This window comes from Pseudoalteromonas fuliginea (assembly GCF_000690055.1).
GTDB lineage: Bacteria > Pseudomonadota > Gammaproteobacteria > Enterobacterales > Alteromonadaceae > Pseudoalteromonas > Pseudoalteromonas fuliginea.
In genome coordinates this window covers 24683-45266 of sequence record NZ_JJNZ01000026.1, presented here as the reverse complement: position 1 = coordinate 45266, position 20584 = coordinate 24683, and the positions used below count along the sequence as shown (strand labels likewise).

Sequence of the window (20584 nt, the reverse complement as noted above, 5' to 3'; positions counted from 1 at the left end):
GCGGTGCTGAACTTTGCGTTAAGGCTCTTAAAAACTAAGACAGTTGGCAGTGCTAAACATTCTTATAAATCGATATAATGTGTAAATATAATTATTATTAAAAGTTAATTTTACGCTGTTTTTTATTATCAAAATAAGAAAATATCAGGCCAAGCGAAAAGTTGATTTTATATAATTAGGCTTTAACACTGTGGAGTAAAAGTAAATTTTGAACTGGCAATCGTTAGTTGATAACCGACAACGCTTTTTTTGGCTTTTGCAAATTGCAGGCTGGATTGGTTATGCACTGGTAAATTACATCGGCTCTAAAGTATTTGAAATGCGTGATATTTACGTGTTTGTTATTTTACTCAATGCTTATGCCGGCTGTTTAATGACAGTGCCACTTCGTTATATCTATCGCACAATATGGAACGCCTCCCCTTGGGTGCTTATATTGGTGGTATTTGGTGCCTCTTACATAACCGGTACTTTGTGGGCGGTGGTTCAAAAGTTCAATCTATGGGAAATTTACCGACACGGATATAGACCTGAAGAGTGGTTTTATTACTTACAACAGGGTTTAGATTCAGTTTATATTATACTGTGTTGGAGTGGTTTATACTTTGGCGTTAAGTATTATCAATTGCTACAAGGTGAACGGCAAAAGGCGTTAAAAGCGACAACCATGGCACATGAAGCGCAATTGAAAATGCTAAGATATCAACTAAACCCTCATTTTTTGTTTAACACACTTAACGCAATTTCTACATTGATTTTGGTGAAAGAAAATAAAGATGCTAATTTAATGGTCTCTAAACTTAGTGACTTTTTGCGTTATACATTGAATACTGATCCGATTAAAAAAGTTCCGCTAGAGCAAGAGCTTCATGCGCTTATGTTATACCTTGAAATTGAACGTGTGCGATTTGACGAACGATTAAAAGTAAACGTTGAAGTAAGCGAAGAAGCTAAGCAAGCATTATTACCGAGCTTAATTTTGCAACCTATTATAGAAAATTCAATTAAGTACGCTATTGCACACTTAACAGAAGGCGGTGTGATTGATATTAAAGCGCAAGTGTTTGCTAATGAGTTACTGTTAGAGGTTGGCGATAATGGTCCTGGAACAGAAATAAAAGATGGTCAACTCGTCAATGCCCAAGGGGTTGGTGTCGCAAACACAAAAGATAGATTAAAAACGCTCTACGAAAATAATTATTCGTTTGTATTATCACATAATACGCCAAGTGGATTAAAAGTTAATCTGCGAGTACCGTTTGAGAAGGCTGTGAAGAAATGATAAAAATAAAAACACTTATTGTTGATGACGAACCATTAGCACGTAAAGGTTTAGATGTAAGGCTTGCAGAATTTACAGACATTGAAGTAATTAAGTTATGTAGCTCTGGTGCTGATGCAATTGAAACATGTAAAAACGAAAAAATAGATTTGGTATTTTTAGATATTCAAATGCCAGGCATGAATGGGTTTGAAGTCGCACGAGCACTTAGCGAAAGTACGAAAGTATTACCTGCGATTGTGTTTGTAACTGCATTTGACCAATTTGCAGTGAAAGCGTTTGAGATTCATGCATTAGATTACATTTTAAAACCCGTTGACGATAACAGACTAAAACAGGCGGTAGAAAAAGTGCATACCTATTTAAAAACGCAGCAAGACAACGCCCATAAGAAAAAACTAGCGAGTTTTGTAGCCGGTATTACAGGTAATAATTGCGAAGAAATACTTAAGAAGTTAGCCACTGGCGATACATTGACAGACAGACGCTACCCAGAGTCGTTAGCCGTAAAAGAGCAGGGGGAAATTATTCGCGTTCCGGCAGCAACAATCCAATGGGTAGATGCAGCTGGCGATTATATGTGCCTACATTGCCAAGATGGACAAACACATATTTTACGTAAAACAATGAAAGAGCTAGAGCAAGAGCTAGATCCTCATTTGTTTGTCCGCGTTCACCGAAGTGCCATTGTTAACACAAAACAAATTAGTAAATTGGTTACACAAGTTAGTGGTGAGTACTTGTTGGTGCTTGAAAATGGACAAGAACTAAAAGTAAGCCGAAGCTACCGAGATAAAGTAAAAGCGGCATTAGCAAGTTAAAGCCAACGCTTTTATTACAGGCACAAAAAATGCGAGCTAAGCTCGCATTTTTTATATTTAGTAATTATACAACAGTTACGATTTTCATTGTGTTAGTTGCGCCCACGGTTTCCATTGAGTCACCGTGAGTAATGATCACTGTATCGCCAGATTCTAAAGAGCCTTGAGCAACTAAAGTATCAAGTGCTGCTTTTACCATACCGTCTTTTTCAGTTTTTGTAGAATCAAAAAATACTGGGTAAACACCACGATAAAGTGCCGTTTGACCTAACGTACTTGCATGACGTGAAAGCGAGTAGATTGGTAAACCAGAGCTAATACGCGACATCAGTTTAGCCGTACTGCCAGATTCAGTTAGTGTGATGATTGCTTTAACAGAATCTAAATGGTTTGCTGCATACATAGCAGAAAGGGCAATTGATTCAGCATTATTAGAAAAGCGACTATCTAAACGATGTTTAGAAACGTGTGTTTCTTTTTGAGATTCAGCACCTAAACAAACACGTGCCATTGTAGCAACTGTTTCTTCAGGGTAATCACCAGCCGCTGTTTCAGCAGAAAGCATTACAGCATCTGTTCCATCAAGAACAGCATTTGCAACATCCATAACTTCTGCACGAGTGGGCATCGGGTTATCGATCATCGATTCCATCATTTGCGTTGCTGTTACTACAGTACGGTTTAATGAACGAGCACGACGAATAATTAGTTTTTGCTTGCCCATTAGTGCAGCATCACCAATTTCAACACCTAAATCACCACGAGCAACCATTACAGCGTCAGACGCTAAAATAATGTCATCAACAGCTTCTTGTGTTTCAACGGCTTCAGCACGTTCAATTTTTGCAAGTAGTTGTGCTTTTGAACCAGCCGCTTCAGCTAGAGAGCGAACGTAGCGCATATCATCGCCACTACGAGGGAATGAAACTGCTATATAATCTACGTCAATTTCAGCTGCCGTGATTAAATCTTCTTTATCTTTTTCAGTAAATGCTGGAGCAGTTAAGCCACCACCTAAACGGTTAATACCTTTATTGTTAGATAAAACACCGCCAACAGTTACAGTACAATGTACTAAGTGCCCAGCTACTTCATCAACACTTAGTTGGATAAGGCCGTCATTTAGGAGGAGTAAGTCGTTAGGGCTAACATCGTTAGGTAATTCTTTATAATCAATACCTACAGAGTTAACATCGCCTTCGCCTTTTTCCATTTTTGCATCAAGAGTGAACTTTGCACCCACAGCAAGCGTTACTTTACCTTCTTTAAAAGTAGAAACGCGGATTTTAGGGCCTTGAAGGTCAGCAAGGATGGCAATATGCTTGCCTAATTTTTTTGCAATATCGCGTACAGCTTGCGCACGGTCTTTATGATCTTGTGCAATACCATGTGAGAAGTTTAAACGTACAACGTTAGCGCCGGCGCGAATAATTTTTTCTAAATTGTTATCTCTATCGGTAGCAGGCCCAAGGGTAGCGACTATTTTTGTGCGTCTTAGCATCAAATTCTCCTGTGTGCTTAAGATGTAAGCGGGTTAACGGTTGTTTTGTTATTTAAAATACAAATACAAAAAGGTAAAAATATTTTTAGTTATGGACAATGTTTGTATTATTGCCACTATTTTATACAAAACTATTGTGTCATCATTATGACACCGGTGTCAGAATGCGTCAATGTTCTTAAATTTTAAATAGCATTGCTTTTTGTCACCCTGAGAGCACTGATGTTTGATATAATCGCGTAGCTTATTTATCTATATTAAAAAAGCATGTTGTATTAGTTATGTGATTAGTCTTTTATGACTGTATCAGTATAATGCACACGGTATTATTTACATTCACTAACCAAATAGTTGTTACCGAGGAGGACACTAAATGCAAGTTGCATTAGTCGGGTTAGGCGTTATGGGGAAAAATCTTGCTTTAAACTTGATTGAAAAAGGGATTACGCTAGTCGCTTATGACAAAAATCCGCATGCGGGTGAAGAGTTATTAAGTTGTGCTAAATCGCAAGGTATGGCCGATAGACTGCATATTGTTTCTGATTTAAGAGACATGGTAAAGCGTTTAGAAGTACCTCGTTCAATCTTACTGCTTGTTCCTGCTGGTGAGCTAGTTGATACAGTTTGTAATGAACTGGTGGATGCGGGCGTTGATTGCAATGACATGATTGTTGATTGTGGTAACAGTAATTATAAAGACGGTATAACGCGTAAACTTAAGTACCAAAATAAATTTGAATTTGCCACTATGGGTATTTCTGGTGGTGCAGAAGGCGCTCGTCATGGCCCTGCAATGATGGCAAGTGGTTCTGAGGGTGGTTGGGAACGTATTGAACCTTGGTTTGAAAAAGTAGCTGCAAGCTATAATGGCGACTCATGCTTTGCGCGTGTAGGCCAGTCTGCGAGTGGTCATTTTGTAAAAATGGTTCACAACGGTATTGAATATGCACTGATGCAATTAATCGCTGAAGTGTACCAATTGCTTCGTTTAGGCACAGGCCGTTCACCCAAAGAAGTGGCTGCTATTTTTGATGATTGGTCAAAAGGTCAATTAAATAGTTACCTGCTTTCGATTTCTAGCCATATCTTATCCCTTGAAAATCAAAAAAATGTTCCGCTTGCGGACTTAATTGATAATAAAGTTGGCGCCAAAGGGACCGGTCTCTGGACTGCGCAAAATGCACTCGAACTTGGTATTGCTGTCCCTTCACTTGTTGCTGCTGTGCAAGCTCGTCATTTAACCAATGCATGCGATACAACTGCCGCACAAGAGATGACATATGCAACTAAATCAACCAACAACGTTGATATTGATTTAGAAGAGCTAAAAGATGCATTTACGCTTGCAAGCTTATTGGCTTATCGCCAAGGTTTAGCGCTTATAAAGGGTGCATCGCGTACACATCAATGGAAAGTTGATTTATCTAAAACATTACAAACTTGGCGCGCAGGTTGTATTATTCGCGCCGATTATTTAGATAGCGTAGCGCAAGGCGTTGAATTTATTGATTCTCTTGATAAAGAAGCTGCGGCACTTCGTAAGGTAACAGGCCAAGCAATTATGTCTGGCTTAGCGTTTCCAGTGCTTAGCTCATCGCAAACTTATTTAGCGACGTTAACTACACCAAGTAATGGGCATTTAGTACAAGCCCAGCGTGATTACTTTGGTGAACACGGTATTAAAACCCACAGTGGTGAAATGTGCCATTTAACAGATTTAGTAGAGATAGACGCTAAAGTTAGATAATAAGCAATTGTTTAAAAGTTTAAAGGCACGCTTATTAGCGTGCCTTTTTGTTTTTAGTTGTGCGTTATTATCTGCTTAATTCACCACGTAAATTGTCTTGCATTAAATGGCGAATAGTCTCAATTTCAAGCTTTTGACTAAATAAGTAATGTAACTTAGTTAAACAGGCTTCTAACGTCATATCATATCCACTAATAACACCAATATTTAATAATGCGTTACCTGTTGCATACCCCCCCATGTTTACATGACCTTTTAAACATTGGGTTAAATTAACGATGACCATTCCGCGCTTACTTGCTTCACTTAGCACCGATAAAAATTCTGGATCTTGAGGTGCATTACCCACTCCAAAACTAAGTAAGACCAAGGCTTTAATATTGTCGTTTACTAAGCTTTTAACTACGTCTCGGCTAATACCTGGGTATAAATATAGCACCCCGATAGGTTGGGGCGTTATAGGCGTTACTTGCAGCTCGTTTTCAACGTAAGGGCTAAGCTGACCTTTAATAAGTTGAATACTAATACCAGATAGCGCTAAAGGTTCAAGGTTAGGCGATGCAAATGCATTAAAACCGTCAGCATGGGCTTTTGTTGCTCTATTTCCTCTAAATAGCTGGTTATTGAAAAACAAGCTTACTTCAGCAATCGGATAGTTTGCGGCTAAATACATTGCGTTAAGCAAGTTGACTTGTCCGTCTGAGCGCAATTGTGAAAGCGGAATTTGCGAGCCGGTTACAATCACAGGCTTAGTCAGATTTTCAAACATGAACGAAAGTGCAGAGGCGGTGTACGCCATTGTGTCAGTGCCGTGCAGAACAACAAAACCATCGTATTGTTGATACTTACTTTTAATATCATCAGCAATAAGTTGCCAATGAGCAGGCGACATATCAGACGAATCAATAAGAGGACAGTATTCGTGAATATCAAATAAAGGCATTTCATCACGATTAAATTCAGCGTTGTTGACCACTGTCTCAGTTAAAAAGCCTTCGGCCGGAATGTAACCACGGCTCGATTTTTTCATCCCTATAGTACCGCCAGTGTAAGCGATATAAATGCGTTTGCGTTTCATAAAAAAAGCCCAGTAAAAAAACTGGGCTTAGTATAACGTTAAGCAGCTTCAAATACAGCTGATTAGACGAAGCGATGCACTTTTATTGTGCAACGTCACACACTAGACAGCGTGCATATACACCTTGTGGATCGTTGTAATCTTTAAGGTTTTCAACTTCAGTACTTAATTGGTTAATAACGCTTTGCAAGTTAGCTTGCGTAGCGAGCACTGATGTTTTTTGTGATTGTAGGCCTAACATTGATTTAATCGACGCATTTCCAAAGATATCTTGCATCATTTTTTCTTGCGGGCTTAAATCTTGCGTCATTGTTTTAACTTCGTAGTGATTTAGTTTTGCAAGAGCAGCTGCAGCATCAATTGCATCTTGTTTATCACCAAGCTTATCTACCAAGCCTAACTCTAGAGCTTGCGAAGCAATCCATACGCGGCCTTGTGCTATTTTATCAACTTGCTCTGGGGTCATATTACGTGCTTCGGCCACAACATTTAAAAAGCGACCGTATGCTTCTTCAACACTCATTTGAATTATTTGGCCCATTTTTTCGTTTAGTGGGCGAGTGATAGAAAAACCTGCCATTTCAGTTGTTGCAACACCATCTGAATAAACACCAATTTTAGACAAGGTTTTTTCAAATGTCATAAACGTACCAAACACACCAATAGAACCTGTTATTGTACTCGGCGCTGCCCAAATTTCGTTTGCTGCAGAGGCAATCCAATAACCGCCCGATGCTGCTACAGAACTCATTGAAGCAATAACCGGTTTACCCGCTGCCTTTAGTGCGAGCACTTCAGCACGAATAACTTCAGAGGCAAACATGCTACCACCACCAGAGTCGATACGAAGTACAACTGCTTTAACTTTATCATCAAGGCGTGCTTTACGAAGAAGGGCGGCAGTAGAGTCGCCACCAATTTCGCCAGCTTTACGTTCACCGTCAACAATTGTGCCTTTTGCAACAACAACGGCTACTTTTTCAGTTAGTGGATTATCAAATGCAATAGGTGGTTTAACTAAGCTTAAGTATTCACGAAATGATACTTGCTTAAATGTTTTACCATCTTCTTGTGTGCCAACTAAGTCTATAAGTTGTTGGCGGATCTGTTGGCTTGTTTTTAACGAATCAACCCATTGATGATCAAGTGCATATTTACCAGCGTCACCATTTGCGGCTTGCATTTTTGCTAAATACACATCCATTGTTTCGTCAAAGTTTGATTCATCAAAAGGGCGTACTGCAGCAACATCTTGTTTGTATTCACTCCAAAGAGCGCCTAACCAAACACGGTTAGCTTCTTTCGCTGCATCAGACATGTCATTACGGATAAAAGGTTCTACTGCCGACTTGAAAGTACCAACACGGAAAATATGCTGCGTTACTTCAAGTTTTTCAAGTGCATCTTTGAAGTAAAGTGGGTACATGCCATACCCCTCAATTGCAACGCTACCGTAAGGGTGCATAGCAATTTCATCAGCATGCGATGCTATATAGTATTGCGCTTGCGTATAGTAATAGCCTGATGCAATAACTTTTTTACCTGTTTCTTTAAAGCGGTCAATGGCACTTGAAATTTGCTTAAGCTTATTCAAATGTGCTTTAGGCATTTCTTGTAAATCAAGAAGTAACACAGTAATGCGTTCATCTTTAGTCGCTTCATTAATTACTTCAACGATATCATCTATTAAAATTTCACTTGGTGCTTCTGAACCTGATGTCACATCGCTGATAGCTGCTTCAATTGGATCAATGTATGTTTTTTCTTCTACAATAGGACCATTAAGATTTAATCTTAGAACAGAACCATCTTCAATAATTATTTTATCGTCATCGCTTGATATACCCGCAATAAAAACAATTACAAGTAATAAAAACAAAATGTTAAGTACTAATCGACGAGAAAAGTTAATCCCAGCCCAAATACCTTTAAATATTTTTGCTATCAAAATAGCTCCTTAATTTGGTACAGCTAATACGTTTGTCCCATCTTATCCTAGAATAAAAAAAAATTTAACTGCTAAATCGTAACGAAGTGTTTATGAATGTGTTTAAGTGCCCATAAATACAGTATTTTTGAAGTATTTAATAATTTTTTTGCATCAAATTAATGCGCATTAAAAATTAGTTAATTATGTTAAGAGGTTCACAATTAAATGCAGTCAAATATTGCTTATTACTTGCCATTGAAGCAGAATTAGCTAATGTATACAGGTTAGACCAGTTAACGGGGCAGAGGATGTTAGAACAACAACTACAATTAAAACACACACAATTACGTAACCGCTTAGTGATGGGCTCAATGCATACGGGCTTAGAAGAAGGCTGGCATAACCGAAAACGCCTGCGTGCTTTTTATGAAGCACGTGCCAAGGGCGGTACCGCAATGTTAATTACGGGCGGGTACAGCCCTAATTTACGCGGTAAATTGACACCTATTTCTTCCTCATTTAATAGTTATTATGACGTATTTAAGCATCGCGCATATACAGATGCTGTGCATAAACATGGCGGGAAAATTTGCCTGCAACTATTACATGCTGGACGCTATGCATATCATCCATTCAATCAAGCGCCAAGTGCCATACAAGCACCTATTAATCCTTATAAACCTAAAGCTATGTCATTAGGGTCTATTAAAAAAACAATTAAAGACTTTGCGCACTCTGCCTATATGGCTGAAAAAGCAGGGTACGATGGCGTAGAAGTGATGGGTTCTGAGGGTTATTTAATTAATGAATTTATGGCGCCTCATACTAATAAACGCGAAGATGAGTTTGGTGGTAACCTAGAAAACAGAATGCGACTTGCGCTTGAAATAGTTAAAGCAGTGAGAGCAAAAGTATCTGAAAAGTTTTTAATCATTTTTAGATTATCAGTAATAGATTTAATCCCAAATGGCTCAACACCCGATGAAGTGACAATTCAAGCTATTGAACTTGAAAAAGCGGGCGTTGATATTTTTAATACAGGCATTGGCTGGCACGAAGCGCGTGTACCGACTATTGCGAGTATGGTGCCACCTGGTGCATTTAAAGAAGCTTCAAAACGCTTAAAAGATGTAGTTAGTGTCCCAGTAATTGCTGTTAACCGAATTAATACACCTGAAATTGCTAATGATATTTTAACTGCCGGGGAAGCAGACTTAATTTCAATGGCTCGTCCGTTATTGGCTGACCCTGAGTTTTTTAATAAGTATGTAAATAAGCAATCTAAGCAAATCAATATCTGTATTGGGTGTAATCAAGGTTGTTTAGATCACGTGTTTAAGAATAAACGTGCTACCTGTTTAGTTAATCCACAAGCTGCATTTGAGCTAGATTACCCATTAGAGCAAGCGACTAAAGCTAAAAATGTATTGGTAGTGGGGGCCGGTCCTGCTGGTTTATCGGCAAGTTGCTATTTAGCGCAAAAAGGCCATCACGTCACGTTAATTGATCAAAAAGAGCAGATGGGTGGCCAATTTAATTTAGCTATGCAAATACCCGGTAAAGAAGACTTTAACCACACTTTAAATTATTACACTAATGAGTTAGCACGTTTAAATGTGAGTGTTAAATTGGGTAAAGCTTATAATGACAGTATGCTTGAAAGCTATGATGATATTATTTTTGCTACAGGTGTAAGACCACGTGAAGCAACGATTAAGTGTAATGATGGTAAACGTGTTTTTGCCTACGACGAAGTTATTCGTGGCGAAGTAGAGCTGGGTAAATCAATTGCAATTTTAGGCGCAGGTGGCATAGGTTTTGATATGGTCGCATTTTTAAGTGAGCACAAATCACAAACTATTAGCGATTTTAAAACGCAATGGGGCATTGAATGTGAGCCACAACCACATAAAGATGAACGCCAATTATACATGTTAAAGCGAAGTGCAGGGCGCTTTGGTAGTGAGTTAGGCAAAACAACAGGCTGGATACATCGCCAAGTCGCAAAACAACATGGTGTTAAGCAAATTGCTGATTGCCAATATAACAGTTTTGATAAAAATGGTTTATCCATAACTGTTGCAGGTGAGACACAAACCTTACCAGTTGATACTGTTATTGCCTGTATCGGGCAGGTATCAAATAATGAAGTGCTCAAAAATCAACTTGATAATGCTAAAGTACATGTCATAGGCGGTGCTAAACTCGCTTCAGCAATTGACGCTAAGCGCGCGATATTTGAAGCATTGCAAATTGCCCGCAGTATTTGACGAACATAATGCTATATTTGTGCAATGAAATACTTTTTGTTTTAGTGCGGTCTTGGTTGTTTATAGTCTATAACTAAATAAACAATGAACGAACAGGACACACATGAAAAATAAAATAATTGGTATTTACGATACAATTTTGGGTAAATTATCATTTTTAGATGGTTTACCCGCTTTACTATTTCGTTTGATTTTAGCGCCAGTAATGATTATTGCAGGTTACAATAAACTTGCGATAAGCGGTGAAACCGAAAGTTTTTTTGATAACTTTTTAGCCTCTCCCGACGTTGTTCAATGGTTTGGCAATAGTGAATGGGGATTAGGATTACCTTTTCCCGATTTACTTGCTTTTTTAGCGGGGTGGAGTGAGTTCTTAGGCGGCTGGTTTTTACTGCTTGGTTTGCTCACTCGCTTAGTTAGCATTCCGCTGATGTTCACGATGGTTGTAGCGGCAACATCAGTGCATTGGCATAATGGTTGGTTTGCAATAGCACCTACAAACCCTGATACCAGTGCAGCACAAGTACTTGATTGGCTATCTGTTCCAGGTGCCAAAGAAAGCCTCGATAACTCTTTAGAAGTACAAAACCGAATCGGGATAATTCGTGGATTAGTCGAAGAACATGGTTCTTCCGATTACTTATACGAAAAAGGTAAACCATCGATTTTAAACAATGGCATTGAGTTTTCAGCAATCTACTTTGCTATGCTATTTAGCTTATTTTTTATGGGCGGCGGACGTTTTGTCAGTATTGATTATTGGCTAAAGCGAGTTGCTCTAAAAGAATAACGACTTAACATGTATTACTAACGGCTACTTAAATTATTATTTATGTAGCCGTTTTGCGTTTTAGACTTTCAATATTTATTTTTTCAGCATTAAAATGCTACCCTAACGTTTTTAATTTTAAGGAAATAGCTGTGAACGCAATCGAGCTTCTACTTACCCGTCAATCTGATCCAAAATTAACTGATCCCGCGCCAAATGAGGAGCAACTTGCAATTATTCAGCAAGCAGCATTACGTGTTCCTGATCATGGTTGTATAGCCCCTTGGCAGTTTATTATTGCCCAGGGTGATGCGCGCCATAAATTAGGCGAAATTTATCATCAAAGTGCAGTGACAGAGCTACAAGAAGAAAAAGTGATTAATCGTGCTAAAGAGCTTCCATTGCGTGCACCTATGATTATTATTGCGATTGCAAAATACCAAGAACACCCAAAAGTCCCTCGAATAGAGCAAATACAAAGTGCAGGATGCAGTGTATTGGCAATGCAACAAGCCGCATTTGCACAAGGTTTAGGTGGCGTTTGGCGTACGGGGTATTTTGCACAAAGTCAGGCTGTTAAAAAGGCACTTAATTTGCAAGAACACGATGAAATAGTGGGCTATTTATATATAGGTACGCCGACTGTAGATTGCAAAAAATCGGCTCGCCATAAACCTGAAAATTATTTTAGTTATTTGTAAAATAGTATGAACTTTTCCTAATTCTAATAGTCTTAAATCATTAATGTTGTATATTGCTTAGAGAAAAAATTAATGGTTCGGCTGTGAGAAGTGCTTGGAAGCATAAAGTATAATAATTCTTCTTCAGTTTGTTTTTTAATCGGTTGTTTTTTGATAATGTATGGAAAGTCTTAATAAAAATAACGATAAAGAAGACGAAAACGATGGGTAATTTATTTTTACGTGAAAAAGAAAACTGGTTAGCATGGTCAATCTGGGGTGTTTTGGGAGCTCTTGTCACACTCTATGTTGCTATGAGTACTAATATAGCGCATTTTGCGGCAGGTTCGGCTATTGGTGTATTAGTAATATTAACTTGGTGGATGCAACAATCTAAACGATTTGATTTTGGTCGGGCATTTAAAATATGTTGCTATGTATTAATGTTAAGTCTATTACCCACCCTTATCCTTGTTGTGATACCCAGTGGTGATTTAAATCAATTTGATATGATTTTTCAAAGCATAACGCTATTTGCACTGAGTTTGTTAGCATGTTTGATTTGTTCGTTTATTGCACGAAGACCAAAGCAGTATTACTAACAAGTAGATTATTAATAAATATATTTAATTTTTTACTCACTAGAGTGTATTAGTTCTTTACAAGCAATGCATTTCACTCTATTATCCGCGCCGTACGGAGAGATGGCAGAGTGGTCGAATGCACCGGTCTTGAAAACCGGCATGGGTTTATAGCCCATCTAGGCTTCAAATCCCTATCTCTCCACCATTATTTAAAAAACCGCCTTATTGGCGGTTTTTTGCTATGTGGAACTAAAAATGACAAAACAAATTCAATCAATCCCACAATTACTAATTAAACATACTTTACTATGGACGGTATTTGGTTACTGCTATCAAAGTGCTATTAGCTTATTAGTAAAAATGGCTATAGACGCTCAACCAGACTACCCATTAATTACCGCTTTAATTTATGGTGTTGGTTTTAATGTTTTAGCTGCCCATCTTATTACTAAATACGATAAGCTTTGGCCAGTTATTGGCTCTGTTTTTATCGGTTGTATAGGGCTGCTTGTCGTGCCATTTTTACTGCTTGGCGAATCAGGATTACTAACAATGCCTCTACTTGTTGGAATTTTATTCAGTTTGCCGCTTTGCAGTTATATTGTTGGCCTAATTAAGCTAAAACTCAGCAAAAACTAGCCCCAAACGCGGTTTATTTTGTGATAGCATAGTCGCGTCTTTTAACTAACAAAACGTGAAAAACACATTATGTCAGATAATTTTACTACAGATGCTGAAAAAGCAAGTTACGGTATTGGCTTACAAATGGGTGAGCAACTTAAGTCTAATCCTTTTGAAGGCTTAAACCTAAATTCAGTATTTGAAGGCATGAAAGATGCGTACGCTGGTAGCGCATTTCAAGTTGAGATCCCTGAGATCCAAGCTGCATTTGAAAAAATTAACGAAGAGATTCAAGCTCGTCGTGAAGAAGAGTCTAAAGTACTTTCTGCAGAAGGTATTTCATTCTTAGAAGAAAACGCAAAACGTCCTGAAATCACAGTAACTGAGTCTGGTCTTCAATACGAAGTACTAGCAACTGGCGAAGGCGAAAAGCCAACAGCTGAGTCTACAGTACGTGTTGATTACCACGGTACACTTATTAACGGTACTGTGTTTGATAGCTCATACGAGCGCGGTGAACCAGCTGAATTTCCAGTTGGTGGCGTGATCAAAGGCTGGACTGAAGCATTACAAATGATGCCTGTAGGTACTAAATGGCGTATCTACGTTCCTCATGAGCTTGCTTATGGTGAACGTGGCGCAGGTGCTGCAATCGCACCTTTCTCAACGCTTGTATTTGACGTTGAACTACACGAAATCATTTCTTAATTTAAATAAATTTTAAAATTAAGAGTTTAAAAAGCCGTATTCGATCTGAATACGGCTTTTTTGTATCTGTAATCTAAGCGTTTTATACCAATTCGATTAATTAAGTGGTCTATTTTGCGCTAAGAAAATTGTGTCCATAACAAGGCAAAAATTTCTTTAATTAATTTTTATCACTAATTGCTCCTGCATTGCTCTACCTCCTACATCCATGCAATCGTATATCAGAATTTTTAACACAGTTAGAGTCAGATTTAATCCCTTAAATTGATTAACTATTATTACGGATATGTATTCTAACAATAAAAAAACCGCATTAATAAAATGCGGTTTATAAATATATAAGCTAAAACGATTTTTAATTATTAAAAATAACCACGAACACCAAAGCGAAAGTTTCTGCCTGGAAGTGGGGCGGTATCTTTAATAAAAGAGGTATGCACAAAGCCTAACTCGTCAGTAATATTATCTACATTTAGATAAAGTTGTGCATCTATTGCGCCTAATCCTAATTGGTAGTTAGCCTGTGCATCGAATAATGTATAACCATCTGTTTTAGTTTCAAAGGCCGTTATATCACTTTGATCAAAGTAATGCGTGCCAGTAAGTGTCAACTGTAAATCACCTAAAGTGTATTGCAATTCAGAACCTAACTTATTAGCTGGAATACGCGGTAAATTACCTTCATCGTCTTTTAATTTAGCGCGAGTCGAGTCGCCAAATACTTTTACCATAGCGCTTGGTGTTATTTGGTAATGTGCATCAAACTCAATTCCATAAAGCTCAGCGTCTTTACTTGTGAACTGATAAACGGCAACGGCATCGTCATGGGCACCAATAGCTGATTCTAAACCATCCTCTTCGTCAAATACTAATCCTGTATTTTCTTGAAAGTAAAAGTTTTTAATATCGTTATAGAAAAAGTTAACGGTATAACCAAAATCGCCACTAAAACGTCTAAAACTTAAATCTAAGTTTGTTGAGGTTTCTTGTTTAATATTTTCTGGTTCGAAATGTGCTTCATTACCTTCAATGTTATACCCAAGACCTAGCTCATACGTACCAGTGGCAATGTGTAAGCCATTGGATAATAATTCAGCAGAGAGTGGTGCACGTTCTGAATGAGAAATACTCGTCGCAATACTATGGCCTGGTTTGTATTGCCAAATAGCGCCAGCAGATACACTTACATTAGTAAAACTTTTGCTGTAACCGATAGTTTCTTCATCGTCATGGTCATCTTCAACTTCGTCATGATCATGGCCGTGTTCAACTTCTGAAATTTGGCTTTTTATTTTATAATCTTCAACACGTGCGCCCAGCTCTACTGTCACATCACCAAATTCACGTTCTTCTAATAAATACACAGCGTTAGTTGTTGTTACGCTCGCTGGTGTAAATGCTTCTTCACCAATAGCATCGTAATCAGAATCACTGTAATGATAACCAACCATACCGTGCCAATCAGCAAATTTATGCTCTACATTTAAACGTGCTTCTGTCGTTTTATTTGTAAAGGTTGTACCAATTGCACCGTCTTCAATTTCGCTATGCGAATAATCAGTGTAGCCAACACGTAATTTGATTGTTTCAATCCAGTTATTATGCAGTGCGTAACTTACAAGTCCTTGCCAGCGGTCTTGCTCTAAATGAGCATAAACTGGGTCTTCGGCCGTTTCATCTTCATGCTCAGCATGCTCTTCTTCAGTTTCGTCTTCGTGATCATGTTCGTGATGATGTTCATGCCCCGGAATACCGTAATCAGTTTCTATATTGCCATATGAAAAACCAACCGTTAAGTGCTCCCCAACATAGCTAGTACCAAAGTTAACTGTTTCACTATCGATAAAGGTATTTTCTACTGAGTTTTCAATTTCTACATCGCCATCTTCATCTGAGATAGTAAAAGTAGGTGTTTGATAATCATCACCTGTACGTTTTGTACCATCAAAATGAAAATTAAAATTGTTATAACCGCTTTCTAATTTTGCAGCATATGTATTAGCGTTTGATACAGTGTCGTGACTGTATTCTGCCGCGCCCGTTAGTTCATCAATGTTACTAGTAGGAATGCGGTTATCTACTACATTTACTACACCACCAATCGCACCCGAGCCATAAAGTAGGGTACTTGGGCCGCGTAATACTTCTATCTGCTCTGCGGCTAAACTATCGCTTGATGTTGCGTGGTCTGGACCAATACGCGACGCATCACTGCTATCTAAACCATTTTGCATGATTTTAACGCGAGGGCCACCTAAACCACGAATAATAGGGCTTGAAGAAACAGGGCCAAAGTAGCTGGCGTTAACACCTGGCAAACCCTTTAGCGTTTCACCAAGTGTAGGTTTAGATTTATTTCTAAGCTCATCACCAGATAAAACACTCACTGGAGAAATCATTTCTAGACTATTTTTATGAAGCGCTGAGGCATACACAACAACAGTTTCTACCGAGGTTGGTTTAAGAGAAACGGTTACATTGTTAGATAAACCTGTAACATCTATTCGAGAATCAATGTAATTATTTTTACTTATATGCAGTTGGCTTGCTGTATCAACTTCAATAGAGAATTCGCCAAGCTCATTACTTTTTACGCCTTGTGTCTTACCATGTATATGAATAGTCGCATTTTGAATTGGTTGATTTTTATTATCTGTTACTTTGCCATTAATTGTGGCAGCAAGTACTGAATGAGAACATAAAACAGAAAAAATAGCGGAGGAGATTAATGTTAGCTTTGTCATGGATATATTGGTTCGCGGTTATTATGTTGTGATATAATATAACACCGAGAAATGAACGAATCAACAATGTTATACCATAACTTTTATTTTTGCGTTAAATAGGCTAAAAACACCGATAAACAGTTTTATGAACAATCAAGTATCTATAAATGTAGTCAGTACATTTTATTAATTCGCCTAAAATTATTTATATTTAAATCATATAAACTAATTCATTTCAACAATAAAAAATAAATAAGATATTGTTTATTAAGCACTTACAAAGTGATTTTCGAACTTTTTATAATCAGAGTGTATCTTTAGATTTACTGCTATTGTTAACAGTTAATTGTTTTGGTTTCAGTGTTGTGTAATTATCCTACCTAGTTTTAAATGCTTTTAGCTTTGCTACTTTAAAGCTCGCTATTAAACCAACACAATAATAGGCTCAACATGAATCACATACCTAAAGACGTAAGATTGACACTAATGCTTTGCTGTTTAATAGGACTTGCAGGGTGTAATAATGGAAAAATATCAGAAAAAAAACCGAACAATACAGTCGTTGATTTTAAGAAACAGCTTGTTATTTTTGATTTCGAAAAAAACAATTACAGCGATAATATAAATACCATTAATGCTTCTACTAAACTTGTTGAGCAAAGTGGCAATCATAAATTACAAGTAAATCTATACTCTAAATCACACACCGAAAGCGATTTTGAGTTCGTTAATCCACAAGGTTGGGATTGGCAAGCTATTGGTAACTTTGCCCTTGCGATTGATATTCAAAATCCTAATAGCGCATCCACCCATATTTATGTGAAAACTACCGATAAGTCAGGCAAGTCACAAACACGCAGTGTCGTTGTACCCGGGCACTCAGAAAACACTTATTACATCGAGCTTAAAGGCGCTAACCTTAATATAAACTCAGGCATTCGCTCAAATCCACCCAGTTGGCATAGCGGTTATACACCTATTATTTATAGGGGTGGGCAAAAAAATATAGATGTAAGCAGCATTGTAAAGGTGTCGCTTGGTGTAAAGGGCTTACTTGAAGATAAACGTTTTTTAATTGATAACTTACGCTTGATAAAACCAACTAATTTTGATGTAAATTACCTCAAAGGGTTGGTGGATGAATTTGGACAGAATGCAAAGTTAAACTTTATTAACAAGGTTACGTCAACTGAGCAGCTATTAGTTATCTCACAAAAGGAACAAGCTCAGCTGCAAGCACAACCACTGCAAGGGCGCTCTAAGTTTAGCGGCTGGAAAAATGGCCCGCAATTAAAGGCTACAGGGTATTTTAGAACCGAAAAATACAAAGGTAAATGGAGTTTAGTCGACCCAGAAGGTTATCTGTATTTTTCGACCGGTATCGATAACGTCCGCATGGCAAACACCTCAACGATTACTGGCTACGATTTTGATCAAAGTTATATTAAACAACGCGAAGCTGGCGACTTAACACCCGAAGACTCACTTGGATTAAACCCAGCGCCTGTAGCTGCTTGGCCAACACGTTATCAAAGCTCAAAGCTCAGAGCTGAGATGTTTAACTGGCTACCAAAACAGGACGATCCCCTTGCCGATAATTATGGCTACAGACGCGAAGTACACAGTGGAGCAGTTAAAAAAGGCGAAACGTTTAGCTTTTATCGCGCGAACTTAGAGCGAAAGTATCAGACACATAACAACAATGAATTAATGAAACAATGGCAAAAAACAACCGTTAATCGTATGTTGTCGTGGGGTTTTACATCGTTTGGTAACTGGATAGAAGAGCAGTATTACCATACTAAAAAATTACCTTATTTTGCTAATGCATGGATCATTGGTAACTTTAAAACAGTAAGCAGCGGTAACGATTATTGGAGCCCACTACCAGATCCATTCGATCCTTTATTTGTTGAGCGCGCCGATATAACACTTGCAAAAGTAGCTCAGCAAGTCAAAAACAGTCCATGGTGTGTTGGAGTGTTTATTGATAACGAAAAAAGCTGGGGCATGATGAATTCAGATACCACACGTTACGGCATTGCCATTAATACACTTAAAAATAATGCCAAAAATAGTCCAACTAAAGCTGAATTTGTACTTTTAATGAAAAATAAATACAGCAAAATAAGTAAATTAAATAAAGCATGGAATACAACACTCTCATCGTGGGATGAGTTTGCAGAGGGAGTGACTTTAACCCAGTTTAACGATCACGTTAATACCGATTTATCAGCGATGTTGTTCCATTATGCTAATCAGTATTTTGCAGTGGTGGATGAAGCAATTACCAAACACTTACCAAATCAGTTAAATATGGGAGCGCGTTTTGCCGATTGGGGAATGACTCCTGAAATTAGAGCCGCCAGTGCAGCTCACGTTGATGTAATGAGTTACAATTATTATCGAGAAGGCTTAAACCAAGAGTTTTGGGAGTTTTTGTCGGATATAGATATGCCAAGTATTATTGGCGAGTTTCATAATGGAGCTCTTGATTCGGGTCTGCTAAACCCTGGACTAATACATACTCAATCGCAGCAAGAGCGCGGATCAAAATACCAAAATTATATGAATAGCGTAATTGATAACCCTTATTTTGTCGGCGCGCATTGGTTTCAATATATAGACTCACCTTTAACAGGGCGTGCATACGATGGCGAAAACTACAATGTGGGTTTCGTAAATGTGGCTGATATTCCTTACGAACCACTCGTTAATGCAGCTAAAAATGTGAATAAATCTTTATATGAGCGCAGGTACCGCAATGATAAAAATTAAACACATTATTAACGTTCTAACTGCTTTGTATTTAAGTGCTTTTGGTTTAACGGGTATAGCATTAGCCGAACCAACCGAAAAACCATTGTATGAGCAGGGGCCGTATCAAATATTTAATGAACAAGCGCTTGAGGTACTCAACTTAAAGATGCCATTGCAAATACTTGCCTCTGGGTATGAATGGCTAGAGGGACCCGTGTGGGTAAATCAAGGGGGGTATTTGTTATATTCTGATATACCTAATCATCAAGTATATAAATACACGCTAGGTAAAGGTGTTAGCCTATATCTAGCGCAAAGCGGCTACTCAAATGGCTTATTGGTTAATGCACAAAACGAGCTTGTTCTTTTGCAATCTCGCTCTCGTGTTGTATCTAAAATGAAAGCGCCTTTAAGCACCCCAAAATCTGATTACTTACCTATAGTAAGTCACTTTAATGGTCAAAAGTTTAATAGTCCAAATGATGGTGCATTTAATAACAAAGGCACACTTTATTTTAGTGATCCACCTTATGGACTTCCTAAGCAGCTAAATGACGAAAATAAAGAGTTAAGTTTTCAAGGTGTGTATTCGGTTAAAGATACAGGAGAAATAACGTTATTAGACGACGAATTAATTTATCCTAATGGTGTTGCGTTGTCGAATGATAACAAAATTTTGTATGTAGCTGCATCGAATAAAAATAAACCCGCTTGGTACCAGTATTATTTAAATAGCAATGGAGGTGTTATTAGCAAATCACTGTTTTATCAGCTGCCACCAATTGCAAAGCACGGCAAAGGATTACCTGATGGTTTAAAAGTACATAAAAGCGGGATTATCTTTGCTACAGGACCCAATGGTTTATGGCTATTTAATAAAAAGGCTGAACTATTAGCTAAAATTACCACGCCAAATATGAGTGCTAATTTGGCATTTAATACTCAACAGAACCGCGTTTATATAACCGCGCATACACAGTTATTAGCGCTTGATTTAAAGTGAAAATAAATCATAAGCCTTTGAATTGTAGTGTTAATTGTTAGTGTTTGTTGGGTTGTTTATATGGGGCAACAAGGTGATACTTTTATATCTGTTAAACAGATCCG

Annotated in this window: 15 protein-coding genes and 1 tRNA gene; 12 read left to right on the top strand and 4 right to left on the bottom strand. The window is 37.9% G+C overall.

Going from position 1 to position 20584, the window contains the following annotated elements; all coding sequences use genetic code 11:
• Positions 1 to 208: 208 nt before the first annotated feature.
• Together DC53_RS11710 and DC53_RS11715 are read left to right on the top strand one after the other, a co-directional pair.
• Positions 209 to 1282 carry a sensor histidine kinase gene (locus tag DC53_RS11710; protein WP_033029398.1) on the top strand — a complete coding sequence of 358 codons (1074 nt, stop codon included), beginning with the start codon at positions 209 to 211 and terminating at the stop codon, positions 1280 to 1282.
• Positions 1279 to 2103 carry a LytR/AlgR family response regulator transcription factor gene (locus DC53_RS11715; protein WP_007379105.1) on the top strand — a complete coding sequence of 275 codons (825 nt, stop codon included), beginning with the start codon at positions 1279 to 1281 and terminating at the stop codon, positions 2101 to 2103. The genes DC53_RS11710 and DC53_RS11715 overlap by 4 nt, the downstream gene beginning before the upstream one ends.
• Before the next feature lie 64 nt (positions 2104 to 2167).
• Here the strand turns inward: DC53_RS11715 and pyk are convergent, their stop codons facing one another.
• The gene (pyk, locus tag DC53_RS11720; RefSeq protein WP_007378051.1) at positions 2168 to 3604 is read right to left on the bottom strand and encodes a pyruvate kinase; all 1437 of its coding nucleotides are present in this window, start codon (positions 3602 to 3604) and stop codon (positions 2168 to 2170) included.
• A 373-nt stretch (positions 3605 to 3977) separates the two neighbouring features.
• On the opposite strand from pyk, the gene gnd reads away from it, so the two are divergent.
• Positions 3978 to 5351, top strand: coding sequence for an NADP-dependent phosphogluconate dehydrogenase (gene gnd / locus DC53_RS11725; protein ID WP_007378052.1), 1374 nt, complete (start codon positions 3978 to 3980; stop codon positions 5349 to 5351).
• 67 nt (positions 5352 to 5418) lie between these two features.
• Here the strand turns inward: gnd and ansA are convergent, their stop codons facing one another.
• Both ansA and sppA read right to left on the bottom strand, forming a co-directional pair.
• Entirely contained in the window at positions 5419 to 6429 is a 1011-nt protein-coding gene (gene ansA / locus DC53_RS11730) for an asparaginase (protein WP_007378053.1), read from the bottom strand.
• An 82-nt stretch (positions 6430 to 6511) separates the two neighbouring features.
• Positions 6512 to 8377, bottom strand: coding sequence for a signal peptide peptidase SppA (gene sppA / locus DC53_RS11735; protein ID WP_033029394.1), 1866 nt, complete (start codon positions 8375 to 8377; stop codon positions 6512 to 6514).
• A gap of 290 nt (positions 8378 to 8667) precedes the next feature.
• Between sppA and DC53_RS11740 the strand changes: the two genes are divergently transcribed.
• The 7 genes from DC53_RS11740 to bamJ all read left to right on the top strand — a co-directional run bounded on the left by DC53_RS11740 (position 8668) and on the right by bamJ (position 13991).
• Positions 8668 to 10629, top strand: coding sequence for an oxidoreductase (locus DC53_RS11740; RefSeq protein ID WP_007378055.1), 1962 nt, complete (start codon positions 8668 to 8670; stop codon positions 10627 to 10629).
• Between the two features lie 103 nt (positions 10630 to 10732).
• On the top strand, positions 10733 to 11419 hold the full coding sequence (locus DC53_RS11745; RefSeq protein WP_033029392.1) for an HvfX family Cu-binding RiPP maturation protein: 687 nt from the start codon (positions 10733 to 10735) through the stop codon (positions 11417 to 11419).
• A 131-nt stretch (positions 11420 to 11550) separates the two neighbouring features.
• On the top strand, positions 11551 to 12099 hold the full coding sequence (locus DC53_RS11750) for an NAD(P)H nitroreductase (RefSeq protein WP_008136700.1): 549 nt from the start codon (positions 11551 to 11553) through the stop codon (positions 12097 to 12099).
• A gap of 203 nt (positions 12100 to 12302) precedes the next feature.
• Positions 12303 to 12680 carry a hypothetical protein gene (locus DC53_RS11755; protein WP_007378058.1) on the top strand — a complete coding sequence of 126 codons (378 nt, stop codon included), beginning with the start codon at positions 12303 to 12305 and terminating at the stop codon, positions 12678 to 12680.
• 96 nt (positions 12681 to 12776) lie between these two features.
• Positions 12777 to 12867, top strand: a tRNA-Ser gene (locus tag DC53_RS11760).
• 50 nt (positions 12868 to 12917) lie between these two features.
• Entirely contained in the window at positions 12918 to 13301 is a 384-nt protein-coding gene (locus tag DC53_RS11765; protein WP_033029390.1) for a hypothetical protein, read from the top strand.
• Between the two features lie 69 nt (positions 13302 to 13370).
• Positions 13371 to 13991: a BamJ family beta-barrel-assembly machinery protein gene (bamJ, locus tag DC53_RS11770; protein ID WP_007378060.1), complete on the top strand. Its 621-nt coding sequence runs from the start codon at positions 13371 to 13373 to the stop codon at positions 13989 to 13991.
• Between the two features lie 362 nt (positions 13992 to 14353).
• On the opposite strand, the gene DC53_RS11775 is transcribed toward bamJ, so the two are convergent.
• Entirely contained in the window at positions 14354 to 16735 is a 2382-nt protein-coding gene (locus tag DC53_RS11775; RefSeq protein ID WP_033029387.1) for a TonB-dependent receptor, read from the bottom strand.
• 468 nt (positions 16736 to 17203) lie between these two features.
• Here DC53_RS11775 and DC53_RS11780 point away from each other — a divergent pair, with 468 nt between their 5' ends.
• Both DC53_RS11780 and DC53_RS11785 read left to right on the top strand, forming a co-directional pair.
• Complete coding sequence (locus DC53_RS11780; protein WP_033029506.1) at positions 17204 to 19495, top strand: beta-galactosidase; 2292 nt, start codon at positions 17204 to 17206, stop codon at positions 19493 to 19495.
• Positions 19482 to 20480, top strand: a complete 999-nt coding sequence (locus tag DC53_RS11785) for an SMP-30/gluconolactonase/LRE family protein (RefSeq protein WP_033029385.1) — start codon at positions 19482 to 19484, stop codon at positions 20478 to 20480. The genes DC53_RS11780 and DC53_RS11785 overlap by 14 nt, the downstream gene beginning before the upstream one ends.
• The last annotated feature ends 104 nt before the right edge of the window (positions 20481 to 20584 follow it).